Origin of the sequence: Paenibacillus sp. IITD108, assembly GCF_036541265.1 — a bacterium.
Classification (GTDB): Bacteria; Bacillota; Bacilli; order Paenibacillales; family Paenibacillaceae; genus Pristimantibacillus.
This window is the reverse complement of the sequence record NZ_JAZHCT010000040.1, coordinates 1-23560: the sequence shown is the minus strand read 5'-3', so window position 1 is coordinate 23560 and position 23560 is coordinate 1. Positions and strand designations below refer to the sequence as shown.

The following is a 23560-nucleotide window of genomic DNA, read 5'->3' as shown; positions in this document are numbered from 1 at the left end:
TTGGCAGGCTATTTGCAAATCGGTCCACATTGAATTAATGTACCCGTCGTAGCTTAATCCTTCATAAGAAAAATTCGTTAAGACAGAGTTACTCAGTTTAATTGTTACCACGGCGTTTTAGTGCCATATTTGACGATAATCGTTGAGAAAATCAAAAATTAAAAACGATTAATCCCACGCATAAAATTCAAAATTGCTTCAATGCGTATTTTATCAGCACAATCTTCGCAACAAAAAAAATTAACCTTCCTTTCCTTAGCTTGTTTATATTTTAGTGAACCTTCGTATACCCTGAATGTCTTTTTACAAGTATAACAAAGTACATCATAGTAAAACATTGGTAACCCCCTTAGTGACACATCACTTCTTAGTTGATATGTCGAAGATTGTAACCAGTTCTCTCGTATATTCCTGAACATCTAAATGAGGCTTTCTCATTAATTCCATGGTGAACCCGTCAATGGCATTTCTTATTGTTAGCGCAATCACCCTTGCTGATGATTTGGTAAATTTCCGAAAAAGCCCTTCTTGCACCCCTAGGGCGAGAATATTTTCAATTGGAACTAAAACAGCTTCATCATGGTCTGCTGAAAAGTGAAGTTTACCATCAGCAGTTATGTTTTTAGAAACCAATTCTATAACAGCGAAAACATGCTGACGATTTTCAGCTACAAATGCAAGATTGGATTCAATATACACTCGAAGCATTTCTTTAGGAGATTTTTGAGCTTCTATTCTTGGAGCAATGTATGATTGCCAAGCTATATAGTATTCGATAGCTATTTGCTCCAATAATTCCTCTTTATTTGCAAAGTGATAAGAAATGACCCCCTTGCTGATTTTTGCACGTTTCGCAATTTCTCCTAAAGAGGCTTGAGTGTAACCTACTTCTGCGATTGTCTCAATCGCACATTCTACAATTTGAGCTCTACGAGCTTTTTCGATGAATGACATTTGTTTTTGGTTAGTTGGTTTGTTTTTTTTACTCATGGTTTTATTTTAGTACGGACGTACAAAAAAAATCAAACAAAAAAAACATCTAGTTGAACATTATCTAAATGGTTTTTGAGCCCCTTTGTAAAACTGCCAACAACACTAACCTGTGAACAACCTGAACCTAATCGCCCCGAACGGCTCTCGGTCGTGACGGTTTGCGCGATCGGTGGGCTATGGTTTTGCCGCGACCATTCCCCCGAACCTGCACGTTCCTGCTGCCGATGCCGCCAAACCTGGGGATACCGGAAACGCCAAGGAAACCCAAGCGAATTGCTCCAGAAGGCAATCGGACTCTTGCTCCGCACGAAAAGTTGCGACGAACCGGCTTGTGGACGATCGGAAGCAAAGCGCATGATGCCATTCAACAACAACCTGACCCGACGGCCGGACTTTGGCTGACTCCGTGCTTCTGTCAACTGCTTTCTCCAACTTCTTGTTAGCAAGCTAAGCTGTTGACAGAAAAGCCAAAAGAGGGCCGCAACAGCCTGCCCGCCGGCAACCTGTCACAACCCCTAATCCCGCGCCCGACACGGCCTCCCGGCTCTTACTCGTCCCCCGTCGCCACCGGATTCTCGCTATTCGAACTCCAATCGCTCCAGCTTCCTGCATACAGCTTTACATTACGGAAGCCTGCATCCTTCAAGGCGAATACGTTCGGCGTAGCCGTAACGCCGGAACCGCAATAGACGATAATTTCATCATCTTTGTTCAAGCCTGCAAAACGCTCAGCTTGCTCATCTGGCGATTTCCAAGTGCCGTCACTGCGCTGGCCCTCCGCCCAAAAGCGATTGATCGCTCCAGGCACATGGCCCGCTGCCCGGTCTATCGGTTCAACCTCACCGCGATAACGGGCTCCTTCGCGTGAATCAATGATAACTGTACCGCTGGCACCTAGCTTGCTCTTCACATATCGCTGGCTTACCAGCATTTCACTGCGCATTTTAATATCAAATTGAACGCCTTGTACCAGCTCCGGCACTTCGGCAGAAACTTCATATCCTGCCTCGACCCAGCCTTTAAAGCCGCCTTCCAAAATATATACTTCACCATCATGCCCAAGCCATTGCAATAGCCAACGCAATCTCGAAGACATTGCTCCGCCCTGATCATCATAGGATATAACCGTTGTTTTATTGCCAATGCCGATCCTTTGGATAATGGCGGCAAAGTCTGTAGGTACGGGCAGCGGATGCCTGCCTCCAATCCCTTCAATATGCTTGGGGCTCGACAAATGTTCACTTAGGCTCAAGTAATAAGCGCCTGGGATATGGGACTCTGCATAAGCTTTCACACCAGCCTCTGAATCGTTAAGAACATATCGCGTGTCAACAATGACAAACTCTTTGTCGTTCAATCGCTCTCTCAACCATTGAGCTGTTTTAAAATGAGACATTTCAGGCACTCTCCTTCAATTATCATATCATTATCAAATTGTACCATGAATGACGCAATAGCTTAATATCACAGGACCGCTGCATTTCGTAAGTATGTCTATTGGTGTCGATTAATTGTGGATAGGGCAATAAGCAGTCGAAAGGGATGTTACTACGATCAAGTTTGGGATTCCGACCGCTGTTGTAGTCCCATTTTTTTGATGAAATAACCCCTGTAAAGGATAAAATTGGCCTACAAGGCTCTTCGTTCCCCTTTCAATAGTTGCCCACAATTAATCGGCAGTCTCCACAGCTGCCTTATTCAGCCAAAACATTTGCAAAATGCTGGTTTGTTCACACATAGCGCCCCTGGGATTCGTTACAATTTCAAATAAGCGTTTTTTGGCAAAATAGCGCTGCTCAGCTTCGTTAGAAATTCCAAACTAACTAAATCCGCTGTCTAGACTATAGCGGTCTGCTCCCCCAGTTTAGTCTCATCACTTACATATGCTTGCAGTCTCTACCCTCCATAATTATCGAGCCTAGTACTCCTGCAAATTCAAAATAAGGCTTTGCATTCTGAAAAAATCAGAGCGCAAAGCCTGTGCCTTAATCATTATATTTACTGTTCTGACGTGTTTATATATATTGAGGCTGACGCATGCTAGCCGACAGAGGAGTTAATGCGTACAAGCTCATCTTCAACAAGCGAGGTCAATTCATCCTCATAACCGCCTGTTATGCGATATTTACGTATATAGTCTTTTACAAATTTTCTTGGGTCCTTGGGTTGAAAAATTCTCGTTAGTTCTTTCAGGCTTTCCTTGACTTCATTCTGGCTATGCTTCGCCATGAAATCTCCTCCCTTATACGTGGATGGTCGTCCCAAACAGCAAATTCCGAGAACGGTTGCGGCTCTTACACCGCTCGCCCAATCGGTGCAGGCAACTCCATGGCCAATGAGTCACAATGTTTTCACTTTTCTTACTATTATATCAGTTTGATGTTCTATTTGAAAGTAAACAATTTTTAATGTTCTGACTTTTCTTGAATGTCAGACTTTTCTGCGGATGAGCCAGCTGGTTTTTCTACATATATATTATGTTCATTATGTTCATTTTTCCATACGTGGTTATCGTTATTTTTCAATGATTTCCCTGCAGAATGATTTGAAAAAGTCTCATTGGCCGCGGCTGCAAGCCTATCCTTGCGATATATACGTAAATAAGCAGCTACACCGATAACAGCTACAGCAATTCCAAATGCTAACACTAAAACAGTAAGCCATACAGGTACCACGCATGAGACCTCCTTTTCCATTTATTAGTTAGTATAACCAATAAAAAAGTCTCAAGCAACTTTCGTGGAACTGCCTGTATGGAAAATGATGGATTTTCTTTTTTGGACTAAGATATAATTCGATACAGCCCGCTAGACCATGCCAGCAGCTGTCCTTTTTCATCCTCAACCTCCGCTTGCAAGGTAATCGAACGTTTCGTCCGATGCAACAGCGTCGCTTTACATTGAAGCTTTCCGCCATTGCAGCTAGCTAAAAAATGAGTATTCATCGTAGCCGTTACTACCCGCTCATTTTGAGCATCACTCATAACCACCAGCCCCATCGCATTATCCATCAGCGACATGTATACACCGCCATGAACGATACCGAGTAAATTTAAATGCTCCGCTTCCGCTTCAAGACTAATAATAGCGCTGTTTGTCGTAACCGAAAGTAATTCACAGCCTAATTTCCCCCAAAATGTTGTCTCAGCTCGCTTGGACAGCTTCATCAATTTGTCAGTAAAGTTTGGTTCCGCCCGGTCAGATTGAATGTCATCCACATGACTCACTCCTTGTTGTTTGCCTGCGAGGCTGTTTTTTGCAGCTCTTCCTCAACCAGTTGACGACGCAGCACTTTACCAACCATTGTTTTGGGCAGCAAATCGCGATACTCATACTTATGTGGCACTTTATATGCGGCAAGCCGTTCTCTGCACCAAATATTGAGCTGCTCCACAGAAACCTTGCAGCCCGCCTTAAGCACGATAAAAGCTTTGACTGTTTCTCCTCGATATACATCGCTTATACCAATAACAGATACCTCTTTTACTGCTGGATGCTCAAATAGCACTTCCTCTACCTCGCGCGGATAAATATTAAAACCTCCGGCAATAATAACATCCTTGATACGATCTATAATTGTAAAATAACCGTCCTCATCCATCGTGGCCAGGTCGCCTGTATGGAGCCAGCCATTTCGAAGCACGGCTTTCGATTCCTCTTCGCGATTCCAGTAGCCGGCCATCACCTGGGGACCACGTATGACAAGCTCGCCGATTTCTCCGGCAGGAAGCCGTTCATCCGTTATAGGATCGAAAATTGCCGCATCCGTATCCGGAAAAGGAACCCCAATCGTTCCTGTTTTTCTTCGTCCCCAAATAGGATTGGCATGAGTTACCGGAGAGGCTTCTGTTAGCCCATATCCTTCTATTAACCTGCCTCCGGTTAATTTTTCAAATTGCTCCTGTACCTCGAGCGGCAAGGCAGCCGATCCGCTTATACATACTTCTATTGATGAAAGATCCAAATGACTTGCCTTGTCATGATGAATCAAGCCAACATACATCGTAGGCGCACCGGGGAAAATCGTAGGCTTCATCGATTCGATTGTCTCCAGTACCTTGTCTATTTCAAAACGCGGCAGCAAGATGAGCATACCGCCGGAATAAACGGACATATTCATGAGAACAGTAAGACCAAATACATGAAATAACGGCAGCGCTGCCAAATATTTTTCTTCGCCAAACTTCATTCTGTAACACCATGCTGATGTTTGTATCGTATTGGAAACGAGATTTCTGTGAGTCAGCATGACTCCTTTTGGTTTGCCGGTTGTTCCACCTGTATATTGCAACGCGGCAAGCTCATTTCCATAAACCAGCTCCGGCAGCTCGACGGAAGATACCGTTCGGTCTGCTATCCATCTGCGATAGGCTACAACACCATGGCTGCCGTATGGAATTTTTGCTTTAAAGCCTTCTTTACGCTGTTTAATCGGATAAAGAAGGTTTTTAGGAAATGGCAATCCGTCTTTTATAGAAGTGACAATGACATGTTTAAGCTTAGGAAGCCTGTTCTCTTCAGCATCAGAGCCGCGAATTTTATGCAATCGCGGATAAAGCATATCAAGTACGATAATGGCAGACGCTTCGCTATCCTGCAGCTGGAATAACAGCTCCCGCTCTACATATAGAGGATTAGTCTGTACAACAATGGCTCCTGCCAGCAGAACGCCATAATAAGCTGTTACCGCCTGGGGGCAGTTAGGAAGCATAATTGCGACACGATCTCCCTGCTTAATTCCACTTGCAATTAAATTTTGAGCTAGTCGCACAGCAGCCTTGTGCAGCTCTTGATATGTCATTGTTTTACCCATAAAATACAAGGCGTTATGCTTCGGATATTTCTTAGCTGCATCCAATAAAAACTGCGCAATATTGACATCGGGATAATACAGGCTAGGCGCCACATCAAGCGGATACGACTTCAGCCATGGCCGCTGCTCGCGAAGCAGCTGCGCCTCATCCTTTGCGTCTGGCTCCGGATCAGCCTCAACCGCTGGCTCTACTGAATCATTTCCAACTTCTGCCCCCGCTTCAATATTCTCATCGTTACCTACTTGCACTTCCGCTCCAACATCCGACTCGGTATCAACTTCTACACTTGCTTCACGCTCACCCCCGCTATCCGCCTCGGCTTCTGCTGCCAAACCCGCTTCGATTGCAGTGCTATCTTCAAGTTGAGCTGACAACGCCAGCTCAACTCCGCTATCTGCGGCGATATCGGATGCTCCCGCTTCTGTTTGTTCCACCTGATTTTGAGCATGCTGCTGCTCAGAAGCTGCATCCCTGCTCGGCTTTTGCGAATCCATCTCATTCCCTCCCTGTTTACACTACATAGTGTTCACTGCGAATGACACGGGCTGCGATTTCACGCTTCAGCTTAGTTATGTTTACTAGTGGGGATTTCATAAGCTTTCGGAGCACGGACAATTGAATACGTAAGCCGTCATCCTGCTCAAGTGTCGTTAATGCCTGCTTGGCGATTGATTCAAGCTTATCCATAGCCTCCTGGATATACACTTCTGTCATCGTTGCTGCTAATGATGAAGCAGCTGCCGCCCCTGCACGTTCCATCATTTTCTTTGTTCGCAAATAAGCACTTTCCATCGCATAAATAAGGATCATCATATCCGCCAAAATGGCGAGCACCTCTTGCTCCTGCTCCAGCCTAGTTCCGAATTTTTGTACAGCGATTCCGCCTACAGCCAAAAATGCTTTTTTTGCTTGGCTTATGCGATACTGCTCCTTGCTCAGCGGCGCTATAAATTCGGGAGCCATATTAGGCTCAAGCAGCTCTGCCTGAAGCTTTTGGACTTTTTCTAGAAGCGGAAGCTCTCCCTTCATTGCTTTTTTTAGCAAGGTCCCTGGTATAAGCAGACGATTGATTTCGTTTGTTCCCTCGAATATCCGGTTAATGCGGGAGTCACGGTAAATCCGCTCTACTTTGTATTCGCGTATATAACCATAACCCCCATGAATTTGCACACCTTCATCAGCAATAAAATCAAGCGCTTCTGTGGCAAATACTTTAACAATCGAGCATTCAAGCGCATACTCGCTTATAGCGGAAGCGGCCAACCGTCCGGCATCAGCCCGGTCTGCACCTGCATCCGTCTCATCGGATTCACTCAGCATGCTATCGATTAAGCCTGCCGTACGATACACCATGCTTTCCATGACGTACGTTAAAATATTCATATCCGCCAGCTTGCCGCCAATAAGCGGGAAGGAGGATATCGGCTGTCCAAACTGCTTCCTTGTATTTGCATAACGGGATGCAAGCTCTATCGTTTCCTTCGAGGTCCCAAGGCAAGCCGCCCCCAGTTTAAAACGGCCAATATTTAAAATATTAAATGCAATATGGTGTCCTTTTCCGATTTCCCCCAGCACATTGGCTACGGGTACATGCAAATCCTCAAAATACAGCGGGCAGGTAGAAGAGCCCTTTATGCCCATTTTTTTCTCCTCGGGACCAACACTGAAGCCTTCCATATTGCGCTCCACGATAAAGGCTGTAAATTTGTCTCCGTCTATTTTGGCATATACGATAAACAAGTCTGCAAAACCGGCATTCGTAATATAAAGCTTGGAGCCGTTTAAAATATAATACGTGCCCGCTTCATTCAGCTTCGCCACCGTCTTTGCCCCCAGCGCATCCGAGCCGGACGCAGGCTCAGTCAAGCAGTAAGCGGCTATCTTTTTGCCTGCAGCCAGATCCGGCAAGTAAGCTTGCTTCTGCTCCTCCGACCCGAAAAATACGATTGGCAATGTACCGATGCCTGTATGTGCGCCCACTGATAAAGCGAAGGAGGATGAAGCGGCGAGTGTCTCGGCCAGCAGTGTTGTGCTTACTTTATCAAGCCCTATGCCGCCATACCGCTCAGGCACATCAGCTCCCAGCAGCCCCATATCACCTGCAAGTCGCATCAGCTTAGTAGTCAGCTCATAATCCAGCGCTTCAATTTCTTCGTCATGGGGGACAATTTCTGTTTCCAAAAAGCCTCTTGCCGCCAGTCCCAGCATGCTCTGTTCTTCTGTAAAATCCTCAGGTGCAGCAATATTCGCGGGATTGATATCCTCTATAACAAACCTTCCGCCTCTTCTAATCTTCTCAGACATTGCTTAAGCTCCTTTCGCGCCAATATACTAACACCTCTGAGCCTATTCGCCGTTTTCTCCGTACACCTCAAATACTGCCGCAGCGCCCATTCCGCCGCCGATACACATAGATACAATCCCTACTCCGCCGCCTCGTCTGCCCAGCTCATGGAGCAGGGAAACCGTCAGCTTTGTGCCCGTGCAGCCAAGCGGATGACCGAGTGCAATAGCGCCGCCATTCACATTGACTCGTTCTTCAGGCAAATCCAGCTCTTGTATGATAGGAATGCACTGCGCTGCGAATGCTTCATTTATTTCATAAAGGTCAATATGCTCCTTTGTAATTCCAGCCCTGGCAATCGCCTGCGGTATCGCAACGATAGGCCCAATGCCCATTATCTCTGGCGCGACGCCCGCCACACTGTAGCTGCGCACTGCTGCGAGCGGCATTAGCCCCAGCTCGCGCGCTTTTTTTCTGCTCATTACGATTACGGCAGCCGCACCATCGCTCATTTGCGAAGAGTTGCCGGCAGTGACCGTTCCGTCGCGGGCAAAGGATGGCTTAAGCTTGGCAAGCACTTCCTCCGAAGTATCCGCGCGCACTCCCTCATCCTCAGAAAATATAAACTTCTCCTCCCATGGCCTGCCTTTCTCATCTGTGCCCGATCTTGTCGCTTCTATTGAAACGATCTCATTTTTGAATTTATCCTCCCCAATTGCCTTAGCCGCCTTGCGATGACTGCTTGCGGCAAAAGCATCCTGCTGCTGCCGCGTTATGCCATATTGCTTAGCAACCTCCTCTGCCGTATGTCCCATTCCCATATATACCTCAGGCATCGTATCCATAATTTCCGGGTGCGGCGACAGATGAAAGCCAGTCATCGGTACATGACTCATGCTTTCAACCCCTCCCGCTAAGACGACATCTGCTTCGCCAAGCTTAATGCGCTGCGCGGCGTATACGATAGACTGCAGGCCAGATGCGCAAAAACGGTTTACCGTAACTGCCGGCGTCGTCACCGGCAAGCCTGCATACAACGAAATAATGCGTGCAAAATTTAACCCCTGCTCGCCCTCAGGCATCGCGCAGCCAATAATGACATCCTCTACAGCATCCAGACTAAGACCCGGCACCTGTGCAAGCGCGCCTGTAATAACGGCTCTGCCCAAATCCTCGGCGCGCACCTCTGCCAGACTGCCCTTCTTTGCTTTCCCGACAGCAGTTCGCACTGCTGCCACTATTACCGCATCCCGATCCTGTTCAATGAAGCAAAGCTGTGCTGACATTTATGCACTCTCCTTTCCCGATAACAGCTTTCTAATTGCGAAGCGGCTTGCCAAAAGTCAGCATATGGCTGATGCGCTCCTGTGTTTTTCGCTCGCCGCAAAGGCTCAGGAATGCTTCGCACTCCAGATCAAGCATATACTGCTCGCTTACCTCCGTACCTGAGCGGACATTGCCTCCCGCCAGCACATGAGCAAGCTTGCTGCCAATATGAGCGTCGTATTCACTAATAGCGCCGCTCAGCAGCATGGAATGAACAGCCAGCTTCAGCACCGCTTTTCCTTCACGCCCTGCAACTGCAAATCTTTCCTCCCGCGCAGGAGTATAACCGCAGCGATCCAGTTCAAGAACGGCCCGCTTCGCTTCTGCAATACGGGCATCCTGCCGCATAATAACGCGATCCTGCTCGCGCAGCAGCCCCAGCTTCTTGGCATCATGCCCGCTGACAGACGCTTTGCCCATCGCAAGCGTCTCAAATACTTTATTAAGATGCGGCTGAAGATTCAGCCCGCTCAGAGCATCTCTAGCAGCTTCAGCGCGTCCTGCCGCCAGCAGCGCGGCTTCCTTTGAGCCGCCCCCAGCCGGGATTAAGCCTACCCCTGTTTCTACTAATCCAAAATAGGTTTCCGGCGACAATATAATTTGATCCGCAGGCAAGCAAGCTTCAACACCGCCGCCAAGCGTCATGCGGTGCGGCGCTGCTACCAGTGGGCGGCCCATTCTTTTCAGCCTCAGCATACTGCTCTGGAAGAAGCGTATAATATCTTCTACTTCATCCCAGTCGCCATTTTGCGCTTCCATAAGCAGAAGCACGAGATTGGCTCCGACGCAAAAATTCCGCCCTTCATTCGCCAGCACAAGACCGCGCCAATTTTGCTCCACCTCCGGTACAGCCTGCCTGATTGCAGACAGCACATCGCTGCCTATCGCATTGTTTGCCGAATGGAACTCCAGACATACTACGTCGTCGCCAATGTCAATCAAGCTCGCACCTGCCGTCGCCAGAACCGTTTTGCCTGATGCCTTCAGCGCTGCTAATGAAATAACGTCCCGCTCCTGCACTTCTTTCACATACTGGCCGCTATGCACATAAAATCTCTTTTCTTCATCCTGCTTATAAAAGCTTTCATGTCCAGCAGCAAGCCATTCCTCTACCCATTCCGGCAATTGCTCGCCTTCCTGCCTCATGCGCTCAGCCGTCTGACGCAAGCCAACCGCATCCCAAAGCTCGAACGGGCCAAGCTCCCAGTTAAAGCCCCATTTCATAGCTCTATCAATATCTACAATCGAATCGGCTATAATTCCGACTTGCTTGGCAGAGTACAGCCAAGTCGCTTTAAGAATCGTCCAGACGAATTGGGCATAAGGGCTGGCTGAATCGGTTTTTAGTATCGCTTTCGTCTTGGCAGCTGTTCCTTTGGCTGCTTTGGCAGCATCAATAATTGGCGATTGCACGCTTTGTGAAGGCTCGTAATTCAGCGTTCCCCAACGTACAGCCTCAATCTTGGATTTGCCGTTCTTATCTTTCTGCTTGCGATAAAATCCAGCCCCTGACTTTTCTCCCAATCTTCCTTCAGCTACTAGCTGCTCTAGTACCGCCGGCTTTGTAAACAGCTGACGCTCTTCTTCGTCCCCGCTTCGTTCACGCACATTATCAATAACATGCAGCAAGGTATCAAGACCGATCAAATCAAGCATGCGGTAGGTAGCAGATTTCGGCCTGCCTAGCGCAGGACCGGTCAGGGCATCCGCTTCTTCAACGGTTAGCTTAAATTGCTCGGTAGCGGCCAGTGTAACGAGCATGCCGTGAGCGCCGATTCGGTTGGCAATAAAGTTCGGCGTATCCTTGGCGATGACGACTCCTTTGCCAAGCCGCTCCGTGCATATTGCGGACAGTGCAGCAAGCGCCTCCTTGCTTGTATGCGACGTCGGAACAAGCTCGACAAGCTTCATATAGCGGGGCGGATTAAAGAAGTGCGCAGCAGCAAAATGCTTTTTAAAATCCTCGCTTCTGCCTTCCTGCATATCAGCTACAGAAAGTCCAGAGGTGTTCGTGCTGACAAGCGCTCCTTCCTTGCGCCATTTATCGATCCAACCCAGCACCTCCTTCTTGATATCGAGCCGTTCCACTACTGCCTCTATAATCCAGTCCGCCTCCGCTAAAGCAGGTCCTGCATCCGCCAGATTGCCTGGAGTAATCCGCCTAATAAAATCCGTATCGTATAGATGCGCCGGCTTAGCCTTGCTCAGCCTTTCCAAGGATGCCGCCGCCAGCTTGTTTCTTACGCTGGCATCCTGCAGCTTTTTACCCTGCTGCTTCTCTTGATCTGTCAATTCATTAGGCGCCTGATCGAGCAGCGATACCTCAAAGCCCGCATTGGCCAGCTGAGCAGCTATGCCTGCGCCCATCACACCGGAGCCTATTACCGCAGCGCGCTGCAAAGGCAAGCTGCGCAGCCTGTTTATCATTTCTGTCATGACTACATTCACCCCGCTATTCTATCCTTTTGCCAAACACGCTTAATGCCAGCAGCTCTGCAATATCGCGAGCAGCTACCGAACCGTCATCCTTAAGAGATTTAATGCCATCCTCCATCATCGTCAAGCAATAAGGGCATGCCGAGCTGATAACGGTTGGCGACACCTCAAGCGCCTGCTTCGTTCTTGCATAATTGATGCGCGTCCCAGCGTTTTCCTCCATCCACATCATGCCGCCGCCTGCTCCGCAGCACATCGCGTTAGAGCCTGAACGCTTCATTTCTTTCAATTGCATGCCTGGAATTGACCGGGCAATTTGCCTCGGCGCTTCATAGGAATCGTTATACCTGCCCATGTAACAAGAATCATGTATCGTAATCGTTTCGTTAACGTCGTGCTGAGGGGCAATCCTCCCCTGCTCTATTAAAGAAGCTAGCAGCTCGCTATGATGCTCGATCACAATATCTCCGGTCAAGCCAAAATCCGGATACTCATGCTTGAACGTATGATACGTATGCGGGCAGGCGGTTACGATATGCTTCATATTATATTTTTGAATGGTTGCTATATTTTCTTTGCAAAGCTCCTGGAATAATAACTCATTGCCCATTCTTCTTGCCGTATCTCCCGAGCTTCGCTCCTCCCCGCCAAGCGTTCCAAATGAAAGCCCCGCCTGCTCGAGCAGTCTAACGAGGTCAAAAAGCACCTTGCGGCTTCTTGCATCATAAGCCCCCATCGAACCTGCCCATATGACCACATCAGGCTGCTCGCCAATAATACTGAGCTCCTTCATCGTTCTTACGCGAATACCGGTTTGCTTCTCGCACTCTTCCATCCAGGCTGCGCGATCCGCTCGCGGCAAGCCCCACGGATTACTCTGACGTTCTATATTGGATAGCGCCCGCTGCCCGTCTGACGGCAGCTTGCCCTCCATCAACACTAAACTTCGCCTCATGTCGATTATTTTATCTACATGCTCATTCCCGACAGGGCATTGCTCCTCGCAATTGCGGCAGGTTGTGCAAGACCATAGCTCCTCCTCTGTAATAACGTCTCCAATCAGAGACAGCTCCTCAGCCTTGGCTGCCTGACTTATTTGCCAGCTTTCCTCCTGAAAAAGCATCGTGTCTGCTATGCCAATCGCGATGTCAGAGCTCGCCGCAGGCAGCTGCGCACTCTCTTCCGCAGCTTTGATCTTGCTTAAATCCAGTCCTTCCCATAGAGGGATAGCTGCTCCCATTCTATGTGCGCCAGACACCTGCTTATGAACGAGCCCCATTGGCATCCATGGGGACTTGCTAGTAATAGCAGCTCCCTTCTCTGTCAAATGATCACGAAGCTTCGTAATCAAATGCATAGGCGACAGCAGCTTACCGGTATTGGAGGCCGGGCATACATTCGTGCAGCGTCCGCATTCCACGCAAGCGTACAAATCAAGCAGCTGCTTCTGATTAAATTGCTCAATGCTGCCCACGCCGAACGTTTCTGCCTCCTCATCCTCCAGATCAAGGGGCGCCAGCTTGACTGCCTGCTCGCCTCTTCTGAACCAAATGTTGACCGGGGCTGTTAATAAATGAAAATGCTTGGACTGAGGAACATAGACGAGAAAACTAAGCAAAATAAGCAGATGCAGCCACCAGAACAGCTCGAGCCCTGCCGCAGCCGCAATGCTGCCGGCTTTAATACCTACACCAAGCAGCACTGTTTCCAGCAAGCCGCTAATAGGCGCATGCCAGCCTGAAGGATGGGGACCGCTGTATACAAGCCGCTCAAAAGCAAGCGTCGCAAGCACAGTCAGCATCAAAGAACCGATAAACCACAACACAATAGAAGGCTTCCAGCCCCGCTTCAAGCGCTCCAGCCTTTCTCCGTAACGACGATAGCCGCCATATATAAGCGCTGCCAAAATAAGCAATACCGTAATCTCTTGTATGAAGGTGAACAGCTTAAAGTCAAAAAACGGCAGCACCTGGCCGTTATTCAGCCTTTTCCATATCAAATCAATAGCTCCAAACTGAAGTACAATGAAGCCGTAAAAATAAAAGACGTGCATTAGGCCGCTTTTTATATCATTTAATAATCTGCGGTGCCCGAGCACTTCCGCTGTAAAGCCCGTTCGCGGCTTTCTCCCTTGGCTCTTATGCTCAAATACAGCTGGAGTACCCAGTCGGATATAACCGATTCTTCTCCAGACAGCCATGCCAAAAAAACTAACCGCCGCAATGGTCAGCACAATTGCCAGCAAAAGCCTGGTCCAGTGGATCACCATTTCCACCAATGAAATACCTCCTCTCTCCCAAGGATAAATGTCTCCGCCGTCCTTTGGACTGGCGCGTTTACCGATGAAATATAAGAACAGATATAAGGTGCAAAAACTTATACTTTCTTATATTTCGAAATAAGCTTCCATAGCGGCTTGCTTCATGCTGTTGCTTGCTGCTTCGCATGAAGCCGCTTCTTCCTGTTATGCCTGAGATAGTTTTCTAAATATATGAAAAACTTTGAATGAACATGCTTCTTTGTTCGTTTTTAAAGGCGGTCTAATGAACCTTGTAAAAGCATACAGTAGCATAGGAGACTGCCGATTCATTGAATGCGGAGGACAGTTTCTATTAACCCGTTCTATTTCAGTAAAAGAGGTGATAGCATGCAGCGTATTGTAGTGCTGCTGAAGCAAACCTTCGATACGGAGGAAAAAATATTGTTTCATGATGACGGAAGCATAGATGATCGCGAAGCCAAGCTCGTAATTAATCCTTATGATGAATATGCGCTTGAAGAAGCGATTAGACAAAAGGAGCAGCACGGAGGAACGGTAACCGTTATTACATGCGGAAATGAAAAAGCTGAGGAAGCGCTGCGCACTGCGCTGGCGATTGGGGCAGACGAAGCCATTCGCCTTGCGCAAGACAAGCTGCCTGATGACAGCTTCGAGCTTGCCAAAGCGCTTGCGGCAGCTATAAAGCCGCTGCAGCCGGATTTGCTGCTTGCAGGCTTATTCGCAGTCGACAGCGGCTCGGGCAGCGTTGCATTGCAGGTAGCGCAGCGGCTGCAAATTCCGCATGCATCAGCAGCTGTCAAGCTTGCGATACGTATGGCTGACCAGCTGGAACAGACGCCTATCACAGGCGCCAGCCATTATGCGGTAGTTGAGCAGGACATCGAGGGGGATGCTCAAACGGCGATTTTGCCTTTGCCGGCACTTATTACTGCCCAGCAAGGTCTTAACGAGCCTCGTTACCCTTCCCTGCCTAATATTATGAAAGCGAAGCGAAAGCCGCTGCATACCGTGCAGCCCGATGCCGGCAGCGTGCCCGCACGAACGCTTCGCACAAGGCTTATGCCTAAACCGCCTAGAGCAGCGGGTATCCGATTGGAGGGCGATGCCAGGCAGCAGGCTTTATCCCTTGTCTCCGCCCTGCAAAACAAAGGACTGCTCTAAAACAGATAACAAAACATATGCATTTTAAGATCTTTAAAAAGGAGGTGCTTCTTTGCAACAAACGATTCTAGTATTTGCAGAATGCCGTGACGGCCAGCTGCGCCGCGTCGCATTCGAAGCTCTTCAGGCAGCAAGAGTACTGGCCGGATCAGATGGCAGCGTACACGCTCTTCTATGTGCAAGTTCCGCTGCCAGGGACAATTTGGCTAAAGCGCTGGCTGCGCGGGGCGCCGACGTCGTACATATCGCAGATGCGACTCAGCCTTCAAGCAGCCCGGCAGAATACATTCATGCGGCACTGTCAGCTGCAACCGATCTTATTAAGCCGCAAACCGTTCTAATGGGGCATACCGCTCTCGGCAGAGAGCTGGCACCGCGGCTTGCTGCCGCCAAGGGAGCTGGGCATATTGCTGATGCAACGGCAATGGAAATCGACTCAACTGGCGAAGGAGTCAGCTTTATTCGTCCGATTTATGCGGGAAAAGCATTCGAGCATAGACGGTTTCAAACGAATGAATTGCGAATTGTAACGATTCGCCCGAATAACTTTCCTGCTGCTGAAGCGTCAGACAGCGCAGAAGCTGACAGCTGCACCATTCAAACCCTTGCCTTTGAGCCGCCGACGCTGCATACGATTATTAGCGAGGTTGTACGACGCGCAAACGGTCAAATGGATCTTTCTGAAGCGGATGTCGTCGTAGCGGGCGGCAGAGGAGTTCGCAGCGCTGACGGCTTCAAGCCCCTGCAGGAGCTGGCGGATGCTCTGGGAGGCGCAGTTGGGGCATCCCGCGCGGCTTGTGATGCAGGCTATTGCGATTACGCCCTGCAGATTGGGCAGACTGGCAAGGTCGTTACGCCAACCTTATACATCGCTTGCGGAATAAGCGGGGCTATTCAGCATTTGGCGGGCATGAGCCAATCACGGACGATTATTGCGATTAATAAAGATCCCGATGCCCCTATCTTTTCTGTCGCTGACTATGGCATCGTAGGCGATTTATTTGAAGTCGTGCCCATTCTTACAGAAGAAATATTAAAGCTGAAAGCAGCGAGCTCCTAGCCAAGGCAAGGATAAACGGCTCCGAGCAATGATGAACTTCTAAGGGCTGCCATAAACGCTATTCGTGCAAAAATGACCGCTTGAATTTTCTTACGGTTGCTAGTGTGCTTAATTCCCCAAAAAGCACTGATTTTGCGCGAGGAATCGTACAATAGCGCTCGTAGCAACCGTTAAAATCTAAAATGAGCTAAAATAATCGAAATAAGCATCTTCGGCAACCGTTAGGGTAATTTGTCAGCTGCATTATGCATTTATGCCGATTTCCACTCTATGAAAGTTGAGTTTGTAAATTCTGTATTCAAGGATAAACGGCTCCGCTGTCCTTTGGACAGGCGCGTTTACCGATGAAATATAGAAACAGGTATAAGGTGAAAACTTATACCTTCCTATATTTTCAAAAAAAGGGGGATCCTTATCGTCAACTTGACGATAGGGATCCCCTTATTGATATGTAGCTCCACGAATCGATACCTCAGAATCGAAAGACGTGGCAGACGTTCCGCTATTCAGCTATATGTTAATATCCTCGCCTTCGTAGGCAGCAATTATATCTCGGGCAAACTGCGGAATAGGCGTGCTTTTTCCCGTAACTGTATCCACCAGAACAATCGTCCCTCTGCCTGCTGCCTTCAATGCTTCGCCCACAACAATGGCGTATTCAATATCAATCGATGACCGTCCGATTCGCGCAGCTCTCACATGGAGATTCATTACATCCTTCAAATAAAGCTGCATCAAATACTGGCATTCCAAATCTGCGACAACAGAAACAGCCTGCTCGCCGAACAAGGCATCTGTTAAGCCGAGATTTTCAAAATACTCAATACGTCCCTGTTCAAAATACATAAAATAGCTGACATTATTAACATGCCCGAGCATGTCTGTCTCGCAATAGCGGATTTTGATAGGCACTGAAAACTTAAACTTTTTCAACCAGCCCTCAGCGTCTGGCTGCACAAAAGATGTTTTTTTCATAAGAGCGGCTCCAATCCAGCTGTACTGTACGAATTGTGCAATTCTTCTATCCCACTCAACACTGCAGCAGCCATTAAGCGCCGCAACATTTTTTATATTTCTTTCCGCTGCCGCAAGTGCAAGGCTCATTCCGGCCAACCTTTGCTTTAGCTGTCGAGCTGCTGACTGCAGCAACAGCTTGCTTGGACTCATTTTGTTCGAACATATTCTTAAGTTCGTAAGGCGTATGCCCAGCATTCGACCAAAGCCTAGTATTGTTGTACACCTCATTAATGATTGAGCTCACTAAATGTACTTGCTCGGCAGATTCAAATACAATATCTCTTCGTACAAACTCATCCATAATATCGGACATCGATGATTCCATCGAACAGGCAAGCTGAATATCATCTATCAACATTTCAAGGAAATCCTTGTCCTTGCACAAATAAGCCCCAACATAGTCATATAAAGTTTGCAGCTGCGACGTTACCTCATAATAACCAGAATCAGCATATTTCAGTAATTCTTTTGCTTCAGGCTCATAAAACGGTTTTCCGCTGCGTTTGAGCAGCAAATCAGCTAACTCGTTGCTAGTCTTCTCATCATCAAAATAACTGCTGGCGATATACGGCGGCTGCCATGTAAATATTTGCTGCTTCTGTAAAAACTTATTCACATACTGCATAAGCTCTTCCTCTGTCAGCTGAGCCGCTTGCTGCTTATTAAACACTTCGACCAATTGCTCAGGCTTAAACGCGCCATATAGATTGGAGAAAGCCGCAATATAGTTGTGTATAAGCTGATACTGGCGCTTTTCCTTTCTAACAGTTTGCTTATTCAAGCTTTCCCAGGTATCCCTAATTTCATCAGCTATTACTAAATATATATGATCCTCATAATAAAATAAGTGAATGATTCCAGCGTCCTGCAAATACGAGTAGAATCCTATTGGAGCTCCATCATAAACAAGCGGCTGCTGGCTATTCATAACTTCATCAAACAGCATCCACTCACGCTCGCCCATTATAACCAATGTATCAAGTAAATACTGGGCATCTGAAATAGCGGGCACAAGTGCGGCTGCCAGCTCGTCCTTGCCCATTTTGGATCGGCCGGCAATTTGATGCTGCGCAGCAAAAGCTTGCAGCTTTGTTTTGGTAAGCAGCCGCAATATATTCTCCAGCTTGGTTTCTACATCCTGTTTAATAGCTGTCTTCTTGTTCATTTCAAAATGATATTCTGTATAATCTTGCATTTCTAAAAATCCTCCCATTAATCAGGCAAAACAGAAAACTATCGTATAGTCCGTTTCATCAAATATATTTTATTATACACGTATCGCTTAAGACTGGCTATTCGGAGCACTGGGAAGAAGCATACATAGGCAATTGTAAGCAAGCATTTAGCGATTACAAGTAAGGCGATTACTTTCCATTACAGATGGTTTCTTGTGCTTCTATCTACTTCTAAAGGGATTTCTTGTACTTATAACGAATCCGTATAACGCTATCTGTGAACAAACCACCTACTTAAGCTCCGTTTCACTCCAATAAGGCTCCTCATCTTCTTTAGATATTGAAATCAGCATAATTAGGCCAAATAGCATTGCCAGGGAGGGTGTCGATTAATTGTGGATAGGGCAATAAGAAAATGAAAGGGATGTTACTACGATCAAGTTTGGGATTCCGACCGCTGTTGTAGTCCCATTTTTTTGATGAAATAACCCCTGTAAAGGATAAAATTGGCTTACAAAGGCGGACGCTGCCGCTTCTCCATTCCCAATCCTGCTCTTCGTTCCCCTTTCTTTTTGCTTGCTAATAGTTGCCCATAATTAATCGACAGTCTCCCAGGATTCGTTAGCTTTTTCGACTATCGTAGCTGCACAAAAATGCATTCCTTCTCGCCGCCAAGTGGCTTCACCATTCCAAAAGATAAAAAGCTGCCTCGTTAGCGGGGCAGCCTGTGCTTACTTCGTATCAATAGCTAAGCGTAATCGATCTCGCGCACACAATCCGGAGATTCATACTGATCATCGCGGACAGCATTCGTAACAGGATAGGCTCTCATAAAATAACTGTCCAGCGGCACAAGATGCTTCCGCAGCTGATCGATTTGATGTATATGCGGATGCAGCCACTCCTCAATCCCTTCCTCGTCCAAAATAATCGGCACGTTCGGCTGCCAAACCGACATCGCTCCCGACATTTCCGCGGTCAGCATTGTAAAAGCTCTTATTTCTTCCCCGCCCGGCGAGCGCCAGCGATCAAAAATACCTGCAATTCCAAACAAGGGCTTGCTAGGCAAGACGATATGCATCGCGCGAGGATCGCGCTCCTGCCCCACCTGTTTTTGGCCATAAAAACCGCTGCATGGTATTACGCAGCGCTGCCTGCTGAGCATCCGGCCTAAAAAAGCTTTTCGAGTCATTTGATCATAGGAAGTATTGACAGCATCCTTTGCCCAAAAAGGGAACAGCCCCCAGCGAGCCTGCTGCAGCGTCCGCACCTCATGTCTGTCATTCATTATTATTGCCGCTGAATGAGTAGGCGTAATATTAAAACGTTGTGTATCACTTTGCAACGCTTTTCGCACATGAAATTTATCTACTATCTTTCCAGTCTCAGCAGATAACGAAAACCGGTCAATCATCGCAATCGCTCCTGTTCTGCAATCCATCGTATTTGCGTAATTGAATCCAGTTTTTGCTACCGGCTGTTATTTTATGCATAAACTATTCATTCATAAATCTTTTGCGGTACCGAAGCGGAGATATACCCGTATGCTCGGTAAATAATCTTGAAAAATGAGGGGTTTGCTTAAAGCCTGTTTCCTCCGCTACTTTAGCTATAGGCCAATCCGTTCTTAGCAGCAGCAGCTTCGCTTGATCGAGTCGGTAGAACAGCAAATACTGCTGAGGCGTGCAATCAAAAACTTCAAGCATGCAGCGTGTAATATAGTTAATATGGCGCTTCAACTCATGGCTAAGCACTGTATTGGTAACCGTTTGCTTGTAATGCTGTTTTAAATAGGCAGCTGTACGCTCAGCAACCGATATCGCCGCTCCGGCCATTTCAGATTTCCACTGTTCATCGAGCAAGCGCAGCAAAGCCAGAAAGGCTTCCTGCTTGTTCCAAAACCCGCTTGGATCCGAGCTTGCAGCTGCTGCGTGCAGCTGTGCGAACATAGCTTTGGCCTCATTTATCGCGGCAAGCCTCATATGCTTGGCCATTCTTATCACATAGCTGTAATGGTCGCCTAACAGCGTAGCCTGCTCCTGCTGAACAGTTTCCTCCCACGCTCCAACCGTTTGAAATTGCACCCAATCAAAGGTCGTTCTTTCACTGCATGGCTGAAATGATGCATGCTTGCGGTCCGGCCGCAGAACTAGCGCATCGCCTTGCTTAAGCGTCCATTTTCTGTCTCCCTCTGCAATATGAAGCGTGCCCGAATTGACGAACAATAATCCAAATACACCTACATTTGATCGGCTCGGATACTCTTCTCCAGTGTCATAGACAACATGTTCCGATTCTATAAAAAAGGGCAATGGCGGTGAGCGAAATGTTAGAAGCAGTTCTTCTTGCACCTTAAATCTCTCCTTGAAAGCAAACAAAATAGTGGCAGTTTAAATTAACTAACGTCATGTTACTTGAAACACTATTACTTGTCCATGTTATGTTATAATTAATTATTAGACATATCGAAAAAGGATGATAGGAAATGAATGAAGCTTCTGTACCATCAGGGCGTATCAGCCTCGAAGAGATTGTTCAAGCTCAAATGCATTTAAAGGATGTCGTAGTTCGGACTCCTCTTCAACATAATCGCGTTTTATCAGAACGATACAATTGTAATATTTTACTCAAAAGAGAAGACTTGCAGGTAGTGCGTTCCTTCAAAATCCGCGGGGCTTACCATTTAATACGTTCCTTATCTGAAGAAACGCTGCAAAAAGGAGTGGTATGCGCAAGCGCAGGCAATCACGCGCAAGGCGTTGCCTACTCCTGCCAAGCTCTAGGCATTCCCGGAAAAATTTATATGCCCAGCACTACACCAAGGCAAAAGGTCAATCAGGTGTCTTTCTTCGGCGGCAAGGACGTTGAAATTGTATTGACCGGTGATACCTTTGACGACGCTTATGAGGCGGCAATGTCCGAAAGCCAGCGAAGCGGCATGGCTTTTATTCACCCCTTTGACGATCGTAAAATTATTGCCGGGAACGGAACTGTTGGACAAGAATTGATGGAAAAGGCTGATTCAGTGCCGGATTATGTATTCTTGTCAGTTGGAGGCGGCGGTCTTGCGGCCGGCGTAGCCTCTTATATCAAAAGCGTCTCCCCATCTACCAAAATCATTGGCGTCGAGCCTGAAGGTGCAGCATCGATGACGGCGTCTATTGAAGCAGGCCATGTTGTTTCATTGGACAAAATAGACAAGTTTGTAGATGGCGCAGCGGTCAAAAAGAGCGGCGAGCTTACCTATATGATTTGCCGGGAGCTGCTTGATGATATCGTTGTCGTGCCTGAAGGTAAAGTTTGTACTACCCTTCTTGACCTTTACAATGAAAACGCGATTGTCGCTGAACCAGCCGGAGCGCTGCCCGTTGCTGCGCTTGACGCTTATCGTGAGCAATTGGAAGGTAAAACCGTCGTATGCATTATAAGCGGCGGCAATAACGATGTCGACCGTATGCAGGAAATGAAAGAACGGTCCTTAATCTATGAGGGTTATAAGCATTACTTTATGGTCAGTTTCCCGCAACGCGCCGGTGCTCTGCGTGAATTTCTTGATCAGGTGCTTGGTCCTAATGATGATATTACCCGCTTCGAGTATACGAAAAAATCAAACAAAGACAATGGTCCTGCACTAGTAGGCATTGAACTTAAGCATCGTGAAGATTATGCTCCGCTGGTGGAGCGCATGAGCAAAAAGGGCTTCCAGTTCCTTGAGCTGAATAAGGACCCTGTCCTGTTTAACCTATTAATTTAATATTGCTATACAGCTGTTACATTATTAATCATACATGAAATAGAGTCTCAGTAAAAAGGTTCTCGTACCTACTTTTTGCTGAGACTCTTATTTTTTTTTCGCTATTTCCTCTACTCCTATTTATTTAATATAAGCCTTCTTTTATCTCCCTTGGTGATCTCGTCTCATATTATACTCCCTGTTCTGTGTAGATCTTTTTGGCCATAATAAACTAGTTATTATTCATAGAAAAATCAAAAATTAATATTTTTAAAGTCGAATACCCACGCATTTTATTTACAAGGACCATAGAATAGAGCAAATCCAATAGGAGGTGTGTAAACTGAGTACTATAAAGAAAAAGAAGGTTAGTCTTACAAAATGCAAACGGGTAATAACCGTATGCAAATGCAAGACTAAGAAAACGTCGTGGAAAAAAAAGAAGACTTCTCTCTCCAAAAAGTCCAAGCATTCCTCTAAGAAGCATCGCTGCATTCACGCAAAATGCAAGCGAGGTCCTGAAGGCCCTCGCGGCAAACGCGGTAAAAGAGGCCATGAAGGAGATCGCGGACCGCGCGGCTACAGAGGCAAGCGTGGTAAAAGAGGCCCGCAAGGCTACGATGGTCTACCGGGTCAAATGGGACCGACGGGACCTAGAGGCTTTGGTTTAGACGGTGCTGTTATTTTTGATCCTGCTGATGAACCGAACTATCCAGAAGGACAGGTCGTTCTTTACAACGGCAGCACTTATATTGTCAACAATGCTCCGCCATCTGGTTCACCTGATACCTCGCCCGACTATACTTTAATTGCTTCAGCGGGTGCCACTGGAGCTACTGGTGCGACTGGACCGTACGGCGAAGGGCCAACTGGACCATCCGGTGAAAGAGGTGCTACAGGGGCGACTGGAGCTACGGGCGCTACTGGACCATACGGCGAAGGGCCAACTGGACCATCTGGTGAAAGAGGTGCTACGGGCGCGACTGGTGCTACTGGTGCTACTGGACCGTACGGCGAAGGGCCAACTGGGCCATCTGGTGAGAGAGGTGCTACGGGCGCGACTGGAGCTACTGGCGCTACAGGTGCTACTGGACCATACGGCGAAGGGCCAACTGGAGCTACTGGCGCTACAGGTGCCGATGGAGCGACGGGTGCTACTGGAGCCGACGGAGCTACTGGTGCGACTGGTGCTACTGGAGTTGACGGAGCGACGGGTGCTGATGGCGCTACTGGTGCTACAGGCGCCGATGGAGCGACTGGCGCGACGGGTGCCGATGGAGC

19 protein-coding genes and 1 pseudogene are annotated in these 23560 nt (G+C 47.6%); 4 read left to right on the top strand and 16 right to left on the bottom strand.

The window, feature by feature from the left end; translation table 11 throughout:
* Positions 1-158 precede the first annotated feature (158 nt).
* The 12 genes from V1L65_RS24715 to V1L65_RS24660 form a co-directional block, all read right to left on the bottom strand.
* Positions 159-338, bottom strand: a complete 180-nt coding sequence (locus tag V1L65_RS24715) for a DUF2197 domain-containing protein (RefSeq protein ID WP_331701945.1) — start codon at positions 336-338, stop codon at positions 159-161.
* A 22-nt stretch (positions 339-360) separates the two neighbouring features.
* Positions 361-990 carry a TetR/AcrR family transcriptional regulator gene (locus tag V1L65_RS24710; RefSeq protein ID WP_331701944.1) on the bottom strand — a complete coding sequence of 210 codons (630 nt, stop codon included), beginning with the start codon at positions 988-990 and terminating at the stop codon, positions 361-363.
* Between the two features lie 177 nt (positions 991-1167).
* Positions 1168-1425, bottom strand: coding sequence for a hypothetical protein (locus V1L65_RS24705; RefSeq protein WP_331701943.1), 258 nt, complete (start codon positions 1423-1425; stop codon positions 1168-1170).
* A 115-nt stretch (positions 1426-1540) separates the two neighbouring features.
* Positions 1541-2389, bottom strand: a complete 849-nt coding sequence (locus tag V1L65_RS24700; protein ID WP_331701942.1) for a sulfurtransferase — start codon at positions 2387-2389, stop codon at positions 1541-1543.
* Between the two features lie 644 nt (positions 2390-3033).
* Positions 3034-3222, bottom strand: coding sequence for a hypothetical protein (locus V1L65_RS24695; RefSeq protein WP_331701941.1), 189 nt, complete (start codon positions 3220-3222; stop codon positions 3034-3036).
* 176 nt (positions 3223-3398) lie between these two features.
* Complete coding sequence (locus V1L65_RS24690) at positions 3399-3668, bottom strand: hypothetical protein (RefSeq protein ID WP_331701940.1); 270 nt, start codon at positions 3666-3668, stop codon at positions 3399-3401.
* A gap of 107 nt (positions 3669-3775) precedes the next feature.
* Positions 3776-4210, bottom strand: a complete 435-nt coding sequence (locus V1L65_RS24685) for a PaaI family thioesterase (protein ID WP_331701939.1) — start codon at positions 4208-4210, stop codon at positions 3776-3778.
* Between the two features lie 5 nt (positions 4211-4215).
* A complete protein-coding gene (locus tag V1L65_RS24680) occupies positions 4216-6300 on the bottom strand; it encodes a long-chain-fatty-acid--CoA ligase (RefSeq protein ID WP_331701938.1) in 2085 nt (694 codons plus the stop codon).
* 16 nt (positions 6301-6316) lie between these two features.
* Positions 6317-8110 (bottom strand): acyl-CoA dehydrogenase family protein, encoded by a 1794-nt coding sequence (locus tag V1L65_RS24675; RefSeq protein WP_331701937.1) that lies wholly within the window; start codon positions 8108-8110, stop codon positions 6317-6319.
* A gap of 42 nt (positions 8111-8152) precedes the next feature.
* Positions 8153-9376 carry an acetyl-CoA C-acyltransferase gene (locus V1L65_RS24670; RefSeq protein ID WP_331701936.1) on the bottom strand — a complete coding sequence of 408 codons (1224 nt, stop codon included), beginning with the start codon at positions 9374-9376 and terminating at the stop codon, positions 8153-8155.
* 31 nt (positions 9377-9407) lie between these two features.
* A complete protein-coding gene (locus V1L65_RS24665; protein WP_442955718.1) occupies positions 9408-11852 on the bottom strand; it encodes a 3-hydroxyacyl-CoA dehydrogenase NAD-binding domain-containing protein in 2445 nt (814 codons plus the stop codon).
* A gap of 16 nt (positions 11853-11868) precedes the next feature.
* Positions 11869-14121, bottom strand: coding sequence for a (Fe-S)-binding protein (locus tag V1L65_RS24660; RefSeq protein WP_331701965.1), 2253 nt, complete (start codon positions 14119-14121; stop codon positions 11869-11871).
* A gap of 378 nt (positions 14122-14499) precedes the next feature.
* Between V1L65_RS24660 and V1L65_RS24655 the strand changes: the two genes are divergently transcribed.
* Together V1L65_RS24655 and V1L65_RS24650 are read left to right on the top strand one after the other, a co-directional pair.
* A complete protein-coding gene (locus tag V1L65_RS24655; protein WP_331701935.1) occupies positions 14500-15294 on the top strand; it encodes an electron transfer flavoprotein subunit beta/FixA family protein in 795 nt (264 codons plus the stop codon).
* 52 nt (positions 15295-15346) lie between these two features.
* Positions 15347-16354: an electron transfer flavoprotein subunit alpha/FixB family protein gene (locus V1L65_RS24650; RefSeq protein ID WP_331701934.1), complete on the top strand. Its 1008-nt coding sequence runs from the start codon at positions 15347-15349 to the stop codon at positions 16352-16354.
* A 510-nt stretch (positions 16355-16864) separates the two neighbouring features.
* Here the strand turns inward: V1L65_RS24650 and V1L65_RS24645 are convergent.
* From V1L65_RS24645 to V1L65_RS24630, 4 genes are all read right to left on the bottom strand, one after another.
* Positions 16865-17458: an acyl-CoA thioesterase gene (locus tag V1L65_RS24645; protein WP_331701964.1), complete on the bottom strand. Its 594-nt coding sequence runs from the start codon at positions 17456-17458 to the stop codon at positions 16865-16867.
* Positions 17403-18566, bottom strand: a complete 1164-nt coding sequence (locus V1L65_RS24640) for a YecA family protein (protein WP_331701933.1) — start codon at positions 18564-18566, stop codon at positions 17403-17405. Before V1L65_RS24640 ends, V1L65_RS24645 begins: the two co-directional genes overlap by 56 nt.
* Before the next feature lie 728 nt (positions 18567-19294).
* Positions 19295-19987, bottom strand: a complete 693-nt coding sequence (locus V1L65_RS24635; protein WP_331701932.1) for an SOS response-associated peptidase — start codon at positions 19985-19987, stop codon at positions 19295-19297.
* Positions 19988-20042: 55 nt separating this feature from the next.
* Positions 20043-20897 carry an AraC family transcriptional regulator gene (locus V1L65_RS24630; RefSeq protein WP_331701931.1) on the bottom strand — a complete coding sequence of 285 codons (855 nt, stop codon included), beginning with the start codon at positions 20895-20897 and terminating at the stop codon, positions 20043-20045.
* Between the two features lie 134 nt (positions 20898-21031).
* Between V1L65_RS24630 and ilvA the strand changes: the two genes are divergently transcribed.
* Positions 21032-22300 (top strand): threonine ammonia-lyase IlvA, encoded by a 1269-nt coding sequence (ilvA, locus tag V1L65_RS24625; RefSeq protein ID WP_331701930.1) that lies wholly within the window; start codon positions 21032-21034, stop codon positions 22298-22300.
* 313 nt (positions 22301-22613) lie between these two features.
* Positions 22614-23560 (top strand): annotated as a pseudogene (locus V1L65_RS24620) (collagen-like protein); the annotation flags it as partial.